The sequence below is a fragment of the Saccharopolyspora hattusasensis genome (genome assembly GCF_050972075.1).
Lineage (GTDB): Bacteria > Actinomycetota > Actinomycetes > Mycobacteriales > Pseudonocardiaceae > Saccharopolyspora > Saccharopolyspora hattusasensis.
The window spans coordinates 1,846,829-1,862,643 of record NZ_JBPCDC010000001.1 but is presented as its reverse complement, the minus strand read 5'-3'; the positions used below and the strand labels follow the sequence as shown (position 1 = coordinate 1,862,643).

Genomic DNA, 15,815 nt, shown 5'->3' with positions numbered 1-15,815 from the left:
TGTCAATCGCCGCCGAGGCCGTGCCGGGCCGGCGGGTGCCCCACCGAGAGACCACCGAGCACCAGCCGCCGCCGGATCCGCCACGGCGCGTTGCGGAACAGCGCTGACATCGCGGCCGCCGTCCCGGCCGGGCTGCCTTCCGGGGCCAGGAACGCCGTCCGGTGCGGCTCGTTCAGCCGGAAGAACGCCTCGAAGAACTCCGGAACCAGGTCCGGGGGCAGGGAAAGCAGGGCGTGCAGCGCCCGGTGCCGCAGCACGTGCGCGGCCACCGCGCTCGGTGGCCACTGGATCGACCAGCTCGCCCGGGCCGCGGCCGCCGGGCCGGACGGGAGCGCGGCGCTGATCGCCGCCGCCAGCCACGGCGCGCGTTGCAGGGACGCCGCCACGCTGAAACCGGTCGCCGGGTGCATGAAGCCCGCCGCCGCGCCGAAGGGGATCACCCGGCCAGGCCGGGGCAACGGGTCGTCCACCGGGAACCGCACTCGTTCCTCGTCGATTCGCCCGTGCGCATCCACCTCGGCCGCGGCGAACCGCCCGGCCAGCCTCCGGCGCAGCAAAGCCAGCGGCAGCGCCGGGCGGCGCGCCAGCGAGGTCTCCTCGAGCAGCACCCGGTTCGGCCCGAGGTGGATCGCGTAGAGGAACGTGGGCCAGCCGCCGCGGGTTTGCGGGGCCTGCCGCCAGTCCATGAACACACCCGCATCTGGGTCGCAGAAGGGCTCCGCCGTTGCGGCGTCGACCACCCAGCCCACCGCGGACTGCTGGGCCGCGGTGTGCGGCGGGCGACCGCCAGAGAGGGACCGTGCGGCGCCGGTCGCGTCGACCACGACGGCCGCCGCGATTCGCCGACCGTCCTTCAGCACCACGGTCGAACCCGTCGGCCCGTGTTCGGCGGCCGTCGCGCGCCCCGTCACCTCGACGACGTCGGCGCGCCAGAAATGCTTCCACAACGCCCTGTTGTCCAGCACCGCGTACGGCCGCTGCCATTCGTGCCGGTCGGTGCCGTGCAGCGCCATGCGCGGCATCACCGACGCCAGTGCCGCCGACGGCACCGACGGGGGCAGCTCGTCGCGCCAGGTCCCGTAGGTGTGTGGCCAGACGCGACGCGGGGCCGGGTCGACCAGCGTCACCTGCAGGCCCGTATCGCTGCAGGCGGCCGCCGCCGCACGACCCGCCGGTCCGCCGCCCACCACAACGACATCCACTGCAGCATCAGATCACGTCGGACGCGGGGTCCGCTGCCAGGGCGGCGGGTGTCTGAGGTTTCGCTACCCGCGCCGCTACGCAAGCCACCTGCGTGCACCCATTAACGTGAGGCCATGCAGGATGTGCAGACAACCCGGACCGGGCGGCGCAGCGGACGCTCCGGAGTTCGTAACGGCCCTGGTGATCTCGCCGCGAGCCCGTTCCGCGCGGACCGCGACCGGGTGTCCAGCTCCGCGTTCTTCGCCCGCCTCGGCGGCGTGACGCAGGTCGTCAGCCCCAGCGGTTCCGGGCTGCTGCTGCACAACCGGCTGACCCACAGCCTCAAGGTCGCGCAGGTCGCGCGGGCGATCGCCGAGCGGCTGGTGGCAGACCCGGACAACGTGGCGCGGCTGGACCGCCTCGGCGGCTGCGACCTGGACGTGGTCGAGGCCGCCGGGCTCGGCCACGACCTCGGCCACCCGCCGTTCGGGCACCTCGGCGAGAGCGTGCTGGACCGGCTGGCCCGGCAGCGGTTCTCGTTGCCGGACGGGTTCGAGGGCAATGCCCAGACCTACCGCGTCGTCACCCGCATCGACGTGCGCGGCGTCGGGGTCGACGGTCTGGACCTGACCGCGGCGGTGCGGGCCGCGCTGCTGAAGTACCCGTGGACGCGTCTGTCCCGCCCGCAACCGCATCCCCGGCACCTGCCTTCGCCACCGCGCGGCGCGTCCGAACCGGAGGACCAGCCGGGCACCGGGTCGGCCAAGTTCTCCTGCTACAGCACCGAACTCGCCGACATGATCGACGCCCGCGCGGCGTTCCGCGGGCGGCTCGAGGACTGGCAGCAGACCGTCGAGGCGTCGATCATGGACACCGCCGACGACATCGCCTACGCGATCCACGACTTGGAAGATTTCCACCGTGTCGGGATCCTGCAGCACACCAGCGTCTCGCACGAGCTGACCGAGTGGCTCGGGCACGCCGTGGAGTTCGCCGGCCGCTCCGACGCCGACCTGGCCGGCGACGGCATGCGCCCCGGCTGCTCGCTGGAGCGGCTGCGCCGCCGGCTGCACGCCAAGGACGGCTGGATCGCCGACGACGAGGCGTTCGTCAGCGCGGTCAAGAAGGTCGTCGCGAACCTCGTCAACAAGCTGCTGGAGGTGCCCTTCGACCGCTCCCAGCTCGCCGAGCAGTCCATCGCGGCCTTCTCGGGGGAGTGGACCCAGCGCCTGGTGGAGGGCATCCAGGTCGAGGCGCACCCGAACACGCGGTCCGGGCACGTCGCGCTGGCGGTCGAGCAGTGGCACGAGGTGCAGGTGTTGAAGTTCGTGCACCGCCGGTTCGTGCTGCAGCGCCCCGACCTCGCGCTGCACCAGCGCGGCCAGGACCGGCTGCTGAGCAAGCTCGTCGAGGCGCTCGACAACTGGCTGATCGACCGCAGCGAGGCAGCCCGGCTGCCGCACCGGCTGCGCGACCTGTTCGACCGGGCCCGCGCCGAGTTCGCGCAGTTGCTCGGCGACGACCCGGAGCTGCTGGTGGTGCCGGGCGCCGCGGAGCAGGCCGACGCCGAGCGCCTGGAGCGGATGGCGCGCGGCCGGGCCGTGATCGATTTCGTCGCCTCGCTGACCGATGACCAGTCGGCCGCGCTGCTGGAGGCCCTGTCGGGCCGGACCACCCAGCTGTGGAGCGACACGTTCGTGCTGTGACGGGGGCTGTTCGGGTGTGACCGAGGTGATGCGGTCTGCGATCAGATCGGTGGACACCGCCCGATACAATGTGTTCGTGGTTAGCAAGCGTTTCGTGGTTCGCGTTCCCCGCGCCACCCCATCGCTGGTCCGCTCGGTCGTCGTCTAGCGACCGCGCCGCTCAGCAGTGCCCACGCCCACCCGGCGCCGACCGGTGGGCGCGTTCGTGGAACCGCTTGACCACTATCCTTCGGAGCTTCCTTTGATTTCTGCCACCGGCCTGGAACTGCGCGCCGGCTCCCGCATCCTGCTCTCCGACGCGACCCTGCGTGTCCAGCCCGGCGACCGGATCGGCCTGGTCGGCCGCAACGGCGCGGGCAAGACCACCACGCTGCGCGTGCTCGCCGGCGAGGGTCAGCCCTACGCCGGCGACGTGGTCCGCCGCGGCGAGCTTGGCTACCTCCCGCAGGACCCGCGCGAGGGCGACCTCACCGTGACCGCCAAGGACCGGGTGCTGTCCGCGCGGGGCCTGGACCAGCTGATCCGCGACATGGAGAAGGCCCAGACCGCGATGGCCGAGCTGGTCGACGAGCGGGAGCGGGACAAGGCGATCGCCCGCTACGGCAGGCTCGAAGAGCGCTTCGCCGCGCGCGGCGGTTACGCCGCGGAGAGCGAGGCCGGGCGGATCTGCAGCAACCTCGGGCTGCCCGACCGGGTGCTCAACCAGCCGCTGAGCACGCTCTCTGGTGGTCAGCGCCGCCGCGTCGAGCTCGCCCGGATCCTGTTCGCCGCGTCCGAGGCCGGGCCCGGCGGCGGGTCGGCCACCACGCTGCTGCTCGACGAGCCGACGAACCACCTCGACGCCGACTCGATCAACTGGCTGCGCGACTTCCTCAAGAACCACGACGGCGGCCTGGTGGTCATCAGCCACGACGTGGATCTGCTGGCCGCCGTGGTCAACAAGGTGTGGTTCCTCGACGCCATCCGCGGCGAGGCGGATGTGTACAACATGGACTGGGACCGCTACCAGGACGCCCGTGCCGCCGACGAGAAGCGGCGCCGCCGCGAGCGCGCCAACGCCGAGAAGAAGGCGTCGGCCCTGATGGCGCAGGCCGACAAGATGCGGGCCAAGGCGACCAAGGCGGTCGCCGCCCAGAACATGGCCCGCCGGGCCGAGAAGCTGCTGGCCGAGGCGGAGACCGAGCAGGCCCAGGAGAAGGTCGCCAGGATCCGCTTCCCGGAACCGGCCGCGTGCGGGCGCACCCCGCTGACCGCCGAAGGCCTGTCGAAGTCCTACGGTTCGCTGGAGATCTTCACCGGCGTGGACCTCGCCGTCGACCGCGGTGCAAAGGTCGTCGTGCTCGGCCTCAACGGTGCGGGCAAGACCACCCTGCTGCGGCTGCTGGGAGGCGTGGAGGAACCCGACGTGGGCGGGGTCGTGCCTGGTCACGGCCTGCGCATCGGGTACTTCGCGCAGGAGCACGAAACGCTGGACCACGACGCCACGGTGTGGGAGAACATCCGCAGCGCGGCACCGGACACCCCCGAGCAGCAGCTGCGCACCCTGCTCGGCGCGTTCCTGTTCCAGGGTGAGCAGTTGCAGCAACCCGCCGGCACCCTCTCCGGCGGTGAGAAGACCCGGCTCGCGCTGGCGGGCCTGGTTTCCAGCGCCGCGAACGTGCTGCTGCTGGACGAGCCGACCAACAACCTCGACCCGGCCAGCCGCGAGCAGGTGCTCGACGCGCTGCGCAGCTTCACCGGGGCGGTGGTGCTGGTCACGCACGATCCCGGCGCGGTGCAGGCCCTCGAACCGGAACGGGTCATCCTGCTGCCCGATGGAACGGAAGACCACTGGTCAGACGACTACCTGGACCTCGTCCAGTTGGCGTAACGATGGTTGCGCTCGCGGCGCGCACTACTGCGGATGGATTAGTGTGTTCCGGTGATCGCCGGGTGCACATCTCGACCATTGGCCGATCTTTTTTCCATGATCGCCTGGCGTTCCTGCGTTTCCTGTTCGATCATTGCGCTGACAGGGGTCGCGAGGCCCGACCTGCTCAGAGGGAAGGCGGGGACACCGTGGCTGAGCTGAAGAAAGGCGCGCGCATCACGGGTAGTGCGCGGGACAAGCTTGCCAGTGACCTGAGAAAGAAGTACGAGAAGGGGGCGAGCATCCGCGCTCTGGCCGAGGCAACCGGCCGGTCGTATGGGTTCGTGCACCGCGTCCTGAGCGAATCAGGCGTGCAGTTGCGGGGCCGCGGGGGCGCGACGCGCTCGAAGAAGAAGTGAGCACGGCGACCAGCGGTCGCCGGATTTCGGCATAACGCGACTCCAGCGATCTGCTCAGATCTGCAATGGAGGTCCGCTTGGCGGAGTCGATAGTGGACGCCGGCCTGTTGGATCGTGGCGGTGTGGGGCTCACGATCCACGGGCGGCGTGCCACGATCACCTTGAACCGCCCCGACAAGCTCAACGCGCAGACACCACACACCTGGCAGGCGCTGCGGGAAATCGGGCGGTGCCTCGCCGCGGAGATCCGGGTCGTGGTGGTGCGCGGCGCGGGCCGGTCGTTTTCGGTCGGCCTTGATCGTCGGCTGTTCGGATTCGCCGACGTCGATGGGGCGCCTGGGCTGGCCGCGCTGGCCCAGCGCCCCACCGAACAGGCCGATGCCGAGGTTGCCGGCTTCCAACAGGGGTTCAGCTGGCTTCGCGAACCCGACCGGGTAACCATCGCGGCCGTGCAGGGGCACGCCATCGGCGCCGGTTTCCAGCTGGCGCTGGCGTGCGACCTGCGCGTGCTCGCCACCGATGCCCGGCTGCGCATGGCGGAGACCGGGCTGGGACTCGTGCCGGATCTTGGCGGTACGTTGCCCCTGGTCAGGACCGTCGGTTACGCAAAGGCAGTGGAGATCTGCCTGACCGGGCGAGAAATTCAGGCGGAAGAGGCCGTGCGGCTCGGTCTGGCGAATTCGGTCGTCGAGCCCGATCTGCTCGACGACGCGGTGGACCGGCTCGCCGAAGCCGTCACGCAACCGCCGGCCGGCGCGGTCCGCGAGACGCTGGCGCTGCTGGTCCAGGCCGATGAGGCCGTCGACCCGGAGCAGCAGCTCGCGGCCGAGCGCGCCGCCCAGTTGCGCCGCATCGCGGAGCTGGCCGGGCATTTCGGCGCGGAGTAGATCAGCGCAGGCCCGGCACCCGTCCCCCGTAGTGCGCGAGGTTCGCCGCGTTTGCCTCGTCGCCGCCGACCGTGTTGGAGCTGCGCCAGACCGGCAGGTCGACGCCTGCCGCCGCGGCGAGGTCGTACATCCGTACCAGCAGCATGTTCCACAGGAACGCGTTGGCCATCGAGGACAGCGGCGCCGTCACCGGTGCTGCCGCCGGGTAGCTCGCATCGCCCCCGCGCACCAGCGTGTCCAGCACGATCCCGGCTTCTTGGGCCAGCGTCGTGCCCGCGCGCTTCGGTGCTTCGGCGCTCGCCGCCGGCGAGGTGATCGCGACGACTGCCGAGCCGGCCGCGCGGGCGAGCTTGGCCAACTCCACCGGGTACGGGTTCACCCCGGAGTTGGAGAACACCACCAGCGCGTCCGTGCCGCCGCGGAAGCCGGCCCCGGCGAGCACCTCCTCGGCCAGGCCGCTGCGGCGTTCGGTCTTGGTGCTGGCCACCGCGCCGTGCAGGGGCAGCAGGTCCGGGTGGTACAGCGGCCGGACTGCGGCCAGCCCGCCGGCCCGGTAGAAGGACTCCATCACCCCGGCCAGCGAGTGGCCCGCGCCGGCGGTGAACACCAGGCCGTCCGCCTGGATGGCGGCGAAGAGCCGGTCGGCGGCGGTTCGCAGGGTCTCGGTGTTGTGCGCGCCGATCTTTTGCAGGTGTTCCAGCGTCTGCTCGGCGTGGACCAGGCCGGTTTCCGGCATGTTTGCGCTCCCGTGGCGAGGCGATCGCGGACATGAGGTCTATACCAATAACGGGGGTATCGGTCAAGGCGCGCGGCGTGCCCCTGCCCACCACTGGTGTGGTGCGCGGGATACGCTGTTGATCAGCAAGCAAGATCGGACCGCGGGGGATGCATGCCGCAACGAGGCAACCGCCGGGAACTGCTCGCCGACGCCGCCATCGAGGTGCTGGCGCGCGAAGGAGGCCGCGGGCTCACGCACCGCGCCATCGACCGCGAGGCCGAGGTTCCAGAGGGCACCACCAAGAACTACTACCCGACGCGCAGCGCGGTGTTCCTGGCCGTCGCGCGTTATCTCGCCGCCCAGCACACCGCTGCGCTGCGCGAGCTGCGCAGCCAGATTCCCGCGGACGTCACCGGTGCGGAGATCGCCGCGCTGTACGCGGCGATGCTGCGGCGGATGTCCACGAGCGCGAGGTCGCAGTTTCTGGCGCTGTTCGAGCTGCACCTGGAAGCGGTGCGCAACCCCGAGGTGCGGGAGGCGCTCGGCGACATCACCGAGGCCAATGTGGACACCGCGGTGCAGTTGCACGCCGCGGTGGGGCGCCAGATGAGCCGCCGCGGCGCGGGATTGCTGGACGCGGGCATGCTCGGCGTGGCGCTGTCGGTGCTCAGCCTGCCCGACGACCTGATCGAGGAGTTCGGGCTCGACGACGCGGACGGACTGGCGCGGGCATTATTGTCGCTGGGCTCGGGTCGGGACGAACCGACGCTCGGGGTGCTGCGGGACTGCGCCGGCTGAGCGAGGGCGGTCGGCCGCCAGGTGGCGCTGCGATACCACTGGATGACGCACGGTAGCCTCTGGAAGGGTCGGCCATGATCGAAGTGGATGCGGGGAGCATGTCGAATCCAGCGCAAGACGAGCCCGGCCCGCTCGAACCTCCTGCGGTCGTGTTCGCCCGCCTCACCGACGTCCCGGTGGACGCCCTGGACAAGCTGATCGAGGTGACGCACGAGGTCTACGACGACCTCAACAAGGTGCTCGGCCATCCCTACTGGGGAGACCTGGTGTTCCACCAGGGCGCGGCGATCAAGGCGCTGAAGGAGGCGCGGATCTGCCTGGAAGGCCTGCGCGCCGAGGCGATCGGGGCCCGCAACACCGAACTGGGGATCACGGTCGCGACCGCGGTCGCCGACGGCGAGCGGTACTACGCGCAGACCGAGGACGACAAGGCCGATCTGGTGGACAAGGTGCTGCGGCCGCAGCGGCCCGGCGCCGGCCACCTTTACGTGTGGGACCGCCCGCATGAGGATCCCGAGGCTGCCGGGCCGTACCAGCAGATCCGGATCGTCACCGACGTGGCGGCCGAGGTCGGCGTCCTGAACTTCACCGAGGAGTCCGAGGATGGCGAACTCCAGTCCTGGCACACGCTCAACCCGGCGCCGTCGGCGGAGGCGCCGGCGCTGCCGTTCGACGCGGGCAGCACGCTGAAGTTCCCGCGCGACGCGGTCCTGCCGTTCCGAGATCTCCGCGCCGCACTGGACGAATTCACCCGAACCGGTCAGCGGCCGGAGGCCGTGCACTGGCAGACCGCGCGCTGGGGAGACCTTTAGTTTTAGCTTGGGTTTTAACCTTTGGGTGTTGTTGTGGCCTCGGTTGATCATGGGAACAGCCCTTGGGTGATCATGCTTCTGACGAAGGAAGAAGATCAACCAAGGGCTGTCGTGATTGGTCATACATAAGCCGGGGATCCCGGAGTCCAGGCGGCGTCTGAGGTTCCGCCACTTGCGCCGCTACGCATACGCAGGGTGAGTCTGGAACCAGTTTTTGTAGTCAGCCGTAGATGCCTTGGATTGCGCGGGCCGCGATGGTCGCCACGATCTTGAATGCCTTCATCGCCTCGGTCATGTTCGGCGCGTCGAACCCGACCCGCCGCACGTCCAGTTGCTCGACGGTCGGGATCACCTCGGCCGCGGCGGCCAGGTGCGCGGCATCGAACTCCACCTCGATGCGGTGCGGCCGGACCACGCCCTCGGTCCGCCCGGCCAGCGCGAGGCTTTCGGTGGCTGCGGCGCGGATGTCGGCCGCGGTGCGGGCCGGTGGGCGGCAGATCGCCGCGTAGCGGCTCACGCATTCCTTGACCGCGACGGTCTTCGCGGCGGGTGCGTAGCCGGCGGCCTCGGAGCAGGCCCGGTCGTCGCCGGTGACCAGCAAGACCGGCACCCCGTACTCGGCGGCCAGCGCCGCGTTGAGGCCGCCCTCCCCGGCTGGGGCGCCGTCGAGCCACACCCTGGTGATGGAGTTCTCCAGGTAGGTGTGGGAGAGGACGCCTTCCTCACCCGCGCCCGCGTGGTAGCCGAGGAACACCACACCGTCGACATCCGAATCGATTCCCTGCATCATGGACAGCGGCTTGTGCCGCCCGGTCAGCAGCACGGCCCGCTGGTCGAGGTCCTCCAGCAGCAGGTTCCGCTGTGCGGAGTGCGCCTCGTTGACCAGCACGTCGGTGGCGCTGCCCGCGCAGAGCCCTTCGACGCACGCGTTGACGTCCCCGGTGAACAGGCGACGGAAACGCTGCCACTGCTCGGTCCCCGGCACCACGTCGTCGGTCCAGGTGACGCCGGTGACGCCTTCCATGTCCGCTGAGAGCAAGATCCGCACGGCGGCAAATCTATGCCGTGCAACCAGGCTTCCAGGCGGCGACGCGCCGATTGGGTAACGGTTCGATTCCCCTGCGTGACGCGGCCCGGAGACGACCTTCGGTTAACCATTGACGAACAGTGCCTGAAAGTGGTTCCTTCTTCTCATTCGCCGCAAAGGAGGGGGCACCGTGAGCAGACGATTCGCCGTGCTCTGGGCCGTGCTGCTGGTCGGATTGCTGGCACCGATGCCGGCCACGGCGCAGGGAGACGGCGCGCGCCAGGACGGGGCGACGCTCCGGATCGGGCTGCAGCAGCAGATCGACTCGCTGAACCCGTTCCTGGGTTACACGGTGCCCTCCAGCGACATCTTCCGGTCCATCTACCCGACGCTCACGACCTACAGCCCGGACGACTTCTCGGTGATGCCGGAGCTCGCCGAGAGCTGGCAGTCCTCCCCGGACAGGCTCACCTGGACCTTCCGGATCCGCCCCGGCGTCAAGTGGTCCGACGGGCAGCCGGTGACCGCCCACGACGCGGCCTACACGTTCAAGCGGATGATGACCGATCCGGCCGCGAGCACCGCCAACGGCAACGTCGTGGAGAACTTCGAGGCCGTCACCGCCCCGGACGACAGCACGCTGGTGATCCGCACCAAGACGCCGCAGGCCACGATGCTGGCGATCGACGCGCCGATCGTGCCCGAGCACGTGTGGTCGAAGGTCGCCGACGTCGCGACCTTCGCCAACGACCAGATGCCGGTCGTCGGAAGCGGGCCGTTCACGCTCACCGGCTACCGCGCCGAGCAGGACGTCACGCTGACCGCCAACCCTGAGTTCTGGCGCGGTGCGCCGAAGATCGCCGGGTTGCGGTTCATCCAGTTCAAGAACAGCGACGCCGCGGTGCAGGCGCTGCGCAAGGGTGACGTCGACGTCGTCCAGAAGCTCACCCCCGCGCAGTTCGACGCGCTCGCCGGGCAGCCCGGCATCCGGCAGGTCAGGGGCCAGGGGCGGCGGTTCTTCGAACTGTCGCTCAACCCGGGTGCGGCCAACCGCGAGAACCAGCCGATCGGTACCGGCCACCCGGCGCTGAAGGACGTGCGGGTGCGGCAGGCCATCGACCAGGCGATCGACCGGAAGGTCCTGGTGGACCGGGTGCTCGGCGGCTACGGCCAGGAGGGCGGCGGGTACCTGCCGCCGATCTTCTCCGACTACCAGTGGACTCCGCCGCAGCCGCGGACCTTCGACCCGGCGGCGGCCAACCGGAAGCTCGACGAGGCGGGTTACGCCCGCGGCGCGGACGGTATCCGCCGGACCCCGCAGGGTGAGCCGCTGAACTTCAACCTCGTGCTGCACGGTTCCCGCTCGGAGGACACCCAGGTCGGCGAGTTCGTCAAGCGGTGGCTGGCCGGTCTGGGCATCGGCGTCGAACTGCAGCCGGTTTCGGACAACCAGCTCAACGACCGCACCACCAGCGCCGACTACGACATGGTCATCAGCGGCTGGGCGGCCAACCCGGACCCGGATTACGTGCTGCGGCTGCAGACCTGCGCGTCCCGGCCGGGTCCCAACGGCGGCGGCAACCCGGACACGTTCCTGTGCGACCAGCAGTACGACGACCTCTACCACCGGCAGCTCGGCGAGTTCGACCAGGCGAAGCGGGTCGATCTGGTCAAGCAGGCGCAGGCCCGGTTCTACGACCAGGCCGCCGGTCTGATCCTGTGGTACCAGGATTCGCTGGAGGCCTACCGCGCCGACCGCTACAGCGGGTTCAGCCTGCAGCCGAAGACCGACGGCGTGATCGTGGCGCAGCAGGGCTACTGGGGCTACTACGGCGCGCAGCCCACCGACAAGGCGCTGAACGGCTCGGGCACCGACTACACCGGTGTCGCCTGGGTGCTCGGCGGGGTCGTGGTGCTGGCCGGCGGCGTGGTGGCGCTCGTGGTGGTCCGCCGCCGCGCGACCGCCGACACCAGGGAGTGAGCCGTGTCCGAAGCACTCGTCACCGTCGCCGAACCGCCACCGCCGACCGGTAGTGGCCGCCGGATGGCCCGCTACCTGGGCGGCAAGCTCGGCGGCGGCCTGGTGAGCCTGCTCATGGTGGCGGTGCTGGGGTTCTTCCTGTTCCGGGTGATGCCCGGCGACCCGGTGCGCACCATGACCCACGGCGCGCCGGTGACCGCGCAGCAGATCGCGGTGCTGCGGGAGCGGCTCGGCCTGGACCAGCCGCTCTGGAAGCAGTTCCTGGACTTCCTCGGCAACCTGCTGCGCGGTGACCTCGGCACGTCCTACACCTACAGCCGCCCGGTGGGCGAGCTGATTCTCGACCGCATCGGCCCGACCGTGCTGCTGGTGGGCACCGCGACCGCTATCGCCGTGCTGCTGGGGCTGTGGATGGGCAGCCGCGCGGCGTGGCGGCACGGCGAGGCCTTCGACAAGACGTCGACCTCGATCGCCCTGACGCTGTGGTCGGTGCCGACGTTCTGGCTCGGGCTGATCGTGCTGATGGCCTTCGGCGTCGGGGTCGGGCCGATCCCGGGCCTGTTCCCGGTCGGCGGGATCTCCTCGCCGGACACGCCGCCGGAGCTGCTGCCGCAGCTCCTCGACGTCGCCCACCACCTGGTGCTGCCGACGCTGACCATGGTGGCGGTGATCTACGCCGAGTACCTGATGGTGATGCGCTCGTCGCTGCTGGAGGAGATGGGCGAGGACTACCTGACGACGGCGCGCGCCAAGGGCCTGCGCGAGGACCTGGTGCGGCGCCGGCACGCGGTGCCCAACGCGCTGCTGCCCACCGTCACGCTGATCTTCCTGCGGCTGGGGCTGGTGGTGGCGGGTGCGATCACGGTGGAGGCGGTGTTCTCCTGGCCGGGCCTGGGGCTGCTGACCTACGAGGCGCTGCGGGTGCCGGACCTGCCGTTGCTGCAAGGCATTTTCATCGTCCTTGCCGGGAGCGTGGTGGTGATGAACGTGTTGGCGGATTTGGTCTACCGGGTGCTCGATCCGAGGGTGCGGGAATCATGACGGCCACCGCAGGGCAGATCATCTGGGCCCGCCGCAAGGCCCGGGCGGCCGAGGCGTGGCGCGTCTTCCGCGCGGACCGGGCCGGGCTGGTGGGTCTCGTGCTGCTGGTCGTGGTCGGCGCGTTGGCGTTGTTCGCGCCGCTGCTCACCGACGCCAGCGGCCTGGACGTCACGCGGGCGCCCGGCGAGCCGCTGCAGGCGCCGAGCAGCGAATTCTGGCTCGGCACCGACGAATCCGGTCGTTCGGTGCTGCTGCTGACCTGGTGGGGCGCGCGGGTGTCGCTGGTCGTCGGGCTTTTCGCGGCGGTGCTGTCGGTCCTGATCGGCACCGTGGTGGGGGTGCTCGCGGCCCACTTCGGCGGCTGGGTCTCCCGGGTGCTGCTGCGCTTCACCGACTTCTTCCTGGTCCTGCCGTCCCTGGTGCTGGCCATCGCGTTGTCCACGGTGCTTGCCCGCGGCCTTCCGACGATCGTGCTGGCGATCGGGGTGACGGCCTGGCCGGCCACCGCGCGGATGGTGCGGGCCCAGACGCTGACCGTCGAGGCCCGCCCCTACATCGAGCGGGCGTGGGCCCTGGGCGCCGGGCACGGCCACATCATCGGCCGCCACGTGCTGCCCGCGGTGCTGCCGCTGGTGTTCGCCAACACCACGCTGTCGGTGGCCAGCGCGATCATCGCCGAGTCGACGCTTTCGTTCCTGGGGCTCGGCGACCCGAGCCGCGTGTCGTGGGGTTCGATGCTGAAGTCCGCGATGGACACCGGCGCGGTCACCGGCGGTGCGTGGTGGTACTTGCTGCCGCCGGGCCTGGGGATCGTGGTTGTGGTGCTCAGCTTCACGTTGTGCGGGCGGGCGCTGGAGACGGTGTTCAATCCGAGGCTGCGGGGGCGACGGTGACTCCGATTCTGCAAATGCGGGACGTGGCGGTGGCCTACCGGGGCGCTTCGGAGGCCGCGCCGGGAATGGTCGCGGTGCGGGGCGTGAGCCTGACCCTCGCCGAGGGGGAAACCCTGGGCCTGGCGGGGGAATCCGGTTGCGGCAAGACGACGCTGGCGATGTCCGTGCTGCGGCTGCTGCCGAGCTCGGCGCGCATCGACGGCGAGATCCTGCTGGACGGCAAGGACGTTCGCGAGATGACGTTCGGGCAGCTGCGCGCGGTGCGCTGGGCGAGCGCGTCGGTGGTTTTCCAGGGCGCGATGCACGCGTTGAACCCGGTGCGCACCATCGGCGACCAGATCGCGGAGCCGATCAGGCTGCACGGCCGGGCGAACGGCGACCTGCGCGAGCGGGTCGCGGAGCTGCTCGCGCAGGTGGAGCTCCCCGCGGAGCGGGCCGGTGCTTACCCGCACGAGCTCTCCGGCGGGCAGAAGCAGCGGGTGATGATCGCGATGGCCCTGGCCTGCGAGCCGCGGCTGGTGATCGCCGACGAACCCACGACCGCGCTGGACGTGGTGGTGCAGGCCCAGATCCTGGAGCTGATGGGGCGGCTGGTCGCGGAGCGCGGCATCGCGCTGATGATGATCAGCCACGACCTGTCGGTGCTGTCGGCCAGCTGCGCCCGGCTCGCGGTGATGTACCAGGGCCAGGTCGTCGAGCACGGTCCGTCGCGGCAGGTGATGACCGCGCCGCAGCACGCGCACAGCAGGGCGCTGGCCAGCGCGTTCCCGACAGTCGGCGACCCGCGGTTCCGGTTCGCCGAAGGGGTGCCGAGCGGATCGGCGCTGCTGTCCGCCGAGTCGGTGTCGGTCGACTTCACCAGCCGCTCCGGGCAGACCGTGCAAGCAGTGCGCGGGGTGGACCTCGCGGTCAACGAGAACGAGATCGTCGCGCTGGTCGGGCAGTCCGGCTCCGGCAAGACGACGTTGGCCCGGACGATGCTGGGGCTGCAGCAGCCGACCGGCGGTGCGGTGCGCTTCGACGGCGTGCCGCTGCCGACCAGCAGCGCGGGGCTGCGCGAGTACCGCAAGCAGGTGCAGTTGGTGCTGCAGGACCCGACAGGGGCGCTCAACCCCCGGCACACCGTTTACGAAGCGGTGGCGGAGGGTTTGCGCATCCACGGCATCACCGACGACGAGCGGGGAAGGGTCGCGGCGGCGCTCGAGGCGGCGGAGCTGCGGCCAGCGGAGAAGTTCTTCGGCCGCCTGCCGCAAGAGCTGTCGGGCGGTCAGCGGCAACGCGTGGTGATCGCCGGTGCGCTCGTGCTGGAACCGCGGGTGCTGATCGCCGACGAACCGGTGGCGTCGCTGGATGCGACGGTGCGCGGCGAGATATTGGCGCTGCTGCTGCGATTGCGGGCCGAACGCGGCCTGTCAACCCTGGTGATCACCCACGACCTCGGCCTGGCCTGGAACATCGCCGACCGGGTGGCGGTGATGTACCGGGGCGACCTCGTCGAAGCCGGCCCGGTGGAACGGGTCCTGCTGGACCCACAGCACGACTACACCAAGACGCTCCTTGCCGCCGTTCCGTCGGTGGAGCGCCGCGTGGCGTAGGGGTCAGATCAGGCCGAATCGCAGAAGCAAGGCCCGGTCGAGTTCCGCGAGTTCGCCGGCGTCGAGCGAGCCCTTGAAGTCGCCCAGCCGATCCGGTGACACCGAGTAGATCTGGTCGGTGAGGATCCGGCTCTTGGTACCGTTCAATTCGATCTCGGGCCGGTAGACTGCGGCGCCCGCCCGGGTCGAGGTGAGCGCGACCGCGATCGTGCTGGTGGAGAAGCGGTCGGACTGGATGATTACGGCGTACCGCCTGCCTTGCTGCTCGTGTCCGCGCGCTCCGGGGAACGCCTTGATCTCGTACACGGCTCTCCGGAAGATCACTCGGTGACTCCCATGAACCGCTGTATCGCCAGCATTTCGGCCTGGTCGTCGGGATCTTCCTTGAGTCGTTCGGCGTCCTTCTCGGCCTGCTCCAGCAGAATTTCCTTGTAGGTGCGCAGAAGCGCATAGCGGACCGCCTCGGATCGGCTCCGCGTGTCGCCGGTTAACGCCTTCAGCGCGGTCTCCATGGCTTCATCGGTGCGAACGTTCAGCGTGCCCATCTGCCGACTGTAACACATTTTGTGATACGTGGAGCCTGTGTGCTCGGCCGGGAATTGTCGGTCCAGTGGGGCAGGATGCCGTCCATGTTGCGTCCACCAAGCTGCGTCGAGCTTGCGGGTGGGAGTCCCGTCCCGGTAGGTATCGGAGCGCCGGGTAGCAGGCCCCGGTTCGTCGTTGAGAAGCGGCGGGCTGAGCGGGGTGTCAAAAGCCTCTTTGGAGGGAGCAAGCGCGCGGGCCGTAGTGCCATCAGGTGCGAGTCCTGCAGCCTCGTCAGATTCACAATGGGAGAGCCGAGCCGCTCATGTCACGGTGAAGGCCATGCCCGCCAAGCCTCGTTCCGGGGTCAAGCTTGGTGGGTCTC

The 15,815-nt window shown here is 70.4% G+C and carries 15 protein-coding genes; 10 read left to right on the top strand and 5 right to left on the bottom strand.

Annotation, left to right across the window (positions count from 1 at the left end):
- Positions 1 to 2 precede the first annotated feature (2 nt).
- Positions 3 to 1,187: a lycopene cyclase family protein gene (locus ACRXBZ_RS07835; RefSeq protein WP_433878477.1), complete on the bottom strand. Its 1,185-nt coding sequence runs from the start codon at positions 1,185 to 1,187 to the stop codon at positions 3 to 5.
- Positions 1,188 to 1,316: 129 nt separating this feature from the next.
- Here ACRXBZ_RS07835 and ACRXBZ_RS07830 point away from each other — a divergent pair, with 129 nt between their 5' ends.
- The 4 genes from ACRXBZ_RS07830 (at position 1,317) to ACRXBZ_RS07815 (ending at position 6,043) form a co-directional block, all read left to right on the top strand.
- On the top strand, positions 1,317 to 2,888 hold the full coding sequence (locus tag ACRXBZ_RS07830; protein ID WP_433878476.1) for a deoxyguanosinetriphosphate triphosphohydrolase family protein: 1,572 nt from the start codon (positions 1,317 to 1,319) through the stop codon (positions 2,886 to 2,888).
- A 241-nt stretch (positions 2,889 to 3,129) separates the two neighbouring features.
- On the top strand, positions 3,130 to 4,758 hold the full coding sequence (locus ACRXBZ_RS07825) for an ABC-F family ATP-binding cassette domain-containing protein (protein ID WP_433878475.1): 1,629 nt from the start codon (positions 3,130 to 3,132) through the stop codon (positions 4,756 to 4,758).
- Positions 4,759 to 4,946: 188 nt separating this feature from the next.
- Complete coding sequence (locus ACRXBZ_RS07820) at positions 4,947 to 5,156, top strand: helix-turn-helix domain-containing protein (RefSeq protein ID WP_010310662.1); 210 nt, start codon at positions 4,947 to 4,949, stop codon at positions 5,154 to 5,156.
- A 65-nt stretch (positions 5,157 to 5,221) separates the two neighbouring features.
- A complete protein-coding gene (locus ACRXBZ_RS07815) occupies positions 5,222 to 6,043 on the top strand; it encodes an enoyl-CoA hydratase/isomerase family protein (protein WP_433878474.1) in 822 nt (273 codons plus the stop codon).
- Position 6,044: 1 nt separating this feature from the next.
- Here the strand turns inward: ACRXBZ_RS07815 and ACRXBZ_RS07810 are convergent, their stop codons facing one another.
- The gene (locus tag ACRXBZ_RS07810; RefSeq protein WP_433878473.1) at positions 6,045 to 6,779 is read right to left on the bottom strand and encodes a sugar isomerase domain-containing protein; all 735 of its coding nucleotides are present in this window, start codon (positions 6,777 to 6,779) and stop codon (positions 6,045 to 6,047) included.
- Between the two features lie 153 nt (positions 6,780 to 6,932).
- Here ACRXBZ_RS07810 and ACRXBZ_RS07805 point away from each other — a divergent pair, with 153 nt between their 5' ends.
- Together ACRXBZ_RS07805 and ACRXBZ_RS07800 are read left to right on the top strand one after the other, a co-directional pair.
- Entirely contained in the window at positions 6,933 to 7,559 is a 627-nt protein-coding gene (locus ACRXBZ_RS07805; RefSeq protein WP_433878472.1) for a TetR/AcrR family transcriptional regulator, read from the top strand.
- 74 nt (positions 7,560 to 7,633) lie between these two features.
- Positions 7,634 to 8,371, top strand: coding sequence for an Imm1 family immunity protein (locus tag ACRXBZ_RS07800; protein ID WP_433878471.1), 738 nt, complete (start codon positions 7,634 to 7,636; stop codon positions 8,369 to 8,371).
- Between the two features lie 220 nt (positions 8,372 to 8,591).
- Here ACRXBZ_RS07800 and ACRXBZ_RS07795 read toward each other — a convergent pair whose 3' ends face one another.
- A complete protein-coding gene (locus ACRXBZ_RS07795) occupies positions 8,592 to 9,419 on the bottom strand; it encodes a M55 family metallopeptidase (protein WP_168584477.1) in 828 nt (275 codons plus the stop codon).
- A gap of 169 nt (positions 9,420 to 9,588) precedes the next feature.
- Here ACRXBZ_RS07795 and ACRXBZ_RS07790 point away from each other — a divergent pair, with 169 nt between their 5' ends.
- From ACRXBZ_RS07790 to ACRXBZ_RS07775, 4 genes are all read left to right on the top strand, one after another.
- The gene (locus ACRXBZ_RS07790) at positions 9,589 to 11,379 is read left to right on the top strand and encodes an ABC transporter substrate-binding protein (protein WP_433878470.1); all 1,791 of its coding nucleotides are present in this window, start codon (positions 9,589 to 9,591) and stop codon (positions 11,377 to 11,379) included.
- 63 nt (positions 11,380 to 11,442) lie between these two features.
- On the top strand, positions 11,443 to 12,420 hold the full coding sequence (locus ACRXBZ_RS07785) for an ABC transporter permease (protein WP_433883824.1): 978 nt from the start codon (positions 11,443 to 11,445) through the stop codon (positions 12,418 to 12,420).
- Positions 12,417 to 13,313, top strand: a complete 897-nt coding sequence (locus ACRXBZ_RS07780) for an ABC transporter permease (protein ID WP_433878469.1) — start codon at positions 12,417 to 12,419, stop codon at positions 13,311 to 13,313. Before ACRXBZ_RS07785 ends, ACRXBZ_RS07780 begins: the two co-directional genes overlap by 4 nt.
- The gene (locus ACRXBZ_RS07775) at positions 13,310 to 14,908 is read left to right on the top strand and encodes a dipeptide ABC transporter ATP-binding protein (protein WP_433878468.1); all 1,599 of its coding nucleotides are present in this window, start codon (positions 13,310 to 13,312) and stop codon (positions 14,906 to 14,908) included. The genes ACRXBZ_RS07780 and ACRXBZ_RS07775 overlap by 4 nt, the downstream gene beginning before the upstream one ends.
- 3 nt (positions 14,909 to 14,911) lie before the next feature.
- Here ACRXBZ_RS07775 and ACRXBZ_RS07770 read toward each other — a convergent pair whose 3' ends face one another.
- Positions 14,912 to 15,232, bottom strand: coding sequence for a type II toxin-antitoxin system PemK/MazF family toxin (locus tag ACRXBZ_RS07770; RefSeq protein WP_433878467.1), 321 nt, complete (start codon positions 15,230 to 15,232; stop codon positions 14,912 to 14,914).
- Complete coding sequence (locus ACRXBZ_RS07765; RefSeq protein WP_246868736.1) at positions 15,229 to 15,453, bottom strand: hypothetical protein; 225 nt, start codon at positions 15,451 to 15,453, stop codon at positions 15,229 to 15,231. Before ACRXBZ_RS07765 ends, ACRXBZ_RS07770 begins: the two co-directional genes overlap by 4 nt.
- Positions 15,454 to 15,815 lie beyond the last annotated feature (362 nt).

Excerpts from the sequence above, each read along its gene's own strand:
- ACRXBZ_RS07830 (WP_433878476.1), top strand. The coding sequence starts at position 1,317 with ATGCAGGATGTGCAGACAACCCGGACCGGGCGGCGCAGCGGACGCTCC.
- ACRXBZ_RS07815 (WP_433878474.1), top strand. The coding sequence starts at position 5,222 with ATGGAGGTCCGCTTGGCGGAGTCGATAGTGGACGCCGGCCTGTTGGAT.
- ACRXBZ_RS07785 (WP_433883824.1), top strand. The coding sequence starts at position 11,443 with ATGGCCCGCTACCTGGGCGGCAAGCTCGGCGGCGGCCTGGTGAGCCTG.
- ACRXBZ_RS07780 (WP_433878469.1), top strand. The coding sequence starts at position 12,417 with ATGACGGCCACCGCAGGGCAGATCATCTGGGCCCGCCGCAAGGCCCGG.
- ACRXBZ_RS07765 (WP_246868736.1), bottom strand. The coding sequence starts at position 15,453 with ATGGGCACGCTGAACGTTCGCACCGATGAAGCCATGGAGACCGCGCTG.
- ACRXBZ_RS07805 (WP_433878472.1), top strand. The coding sequence starts at position 6,933 with ATGCCGCAACGAGGCAACCGCCGGGAACTGCTCGCCGACGCCGCCATC.
- ACRXBZ_RS07800 (WP_433878471.1), top strand. The coding sequence starts at position 7,634 with ATGATCGAAGTGGATGCGGGGAGCATGTCGAATCCAGCGCAAGACGAG.
- ACRXBZ_RS07810 (WP_433878473.1), bottom strand. The coding sequence starts at position 6,779 with ATGCCGGAAACCGGCCTGGTCCACGCCGAGCAGACGCTGGAACACCTG.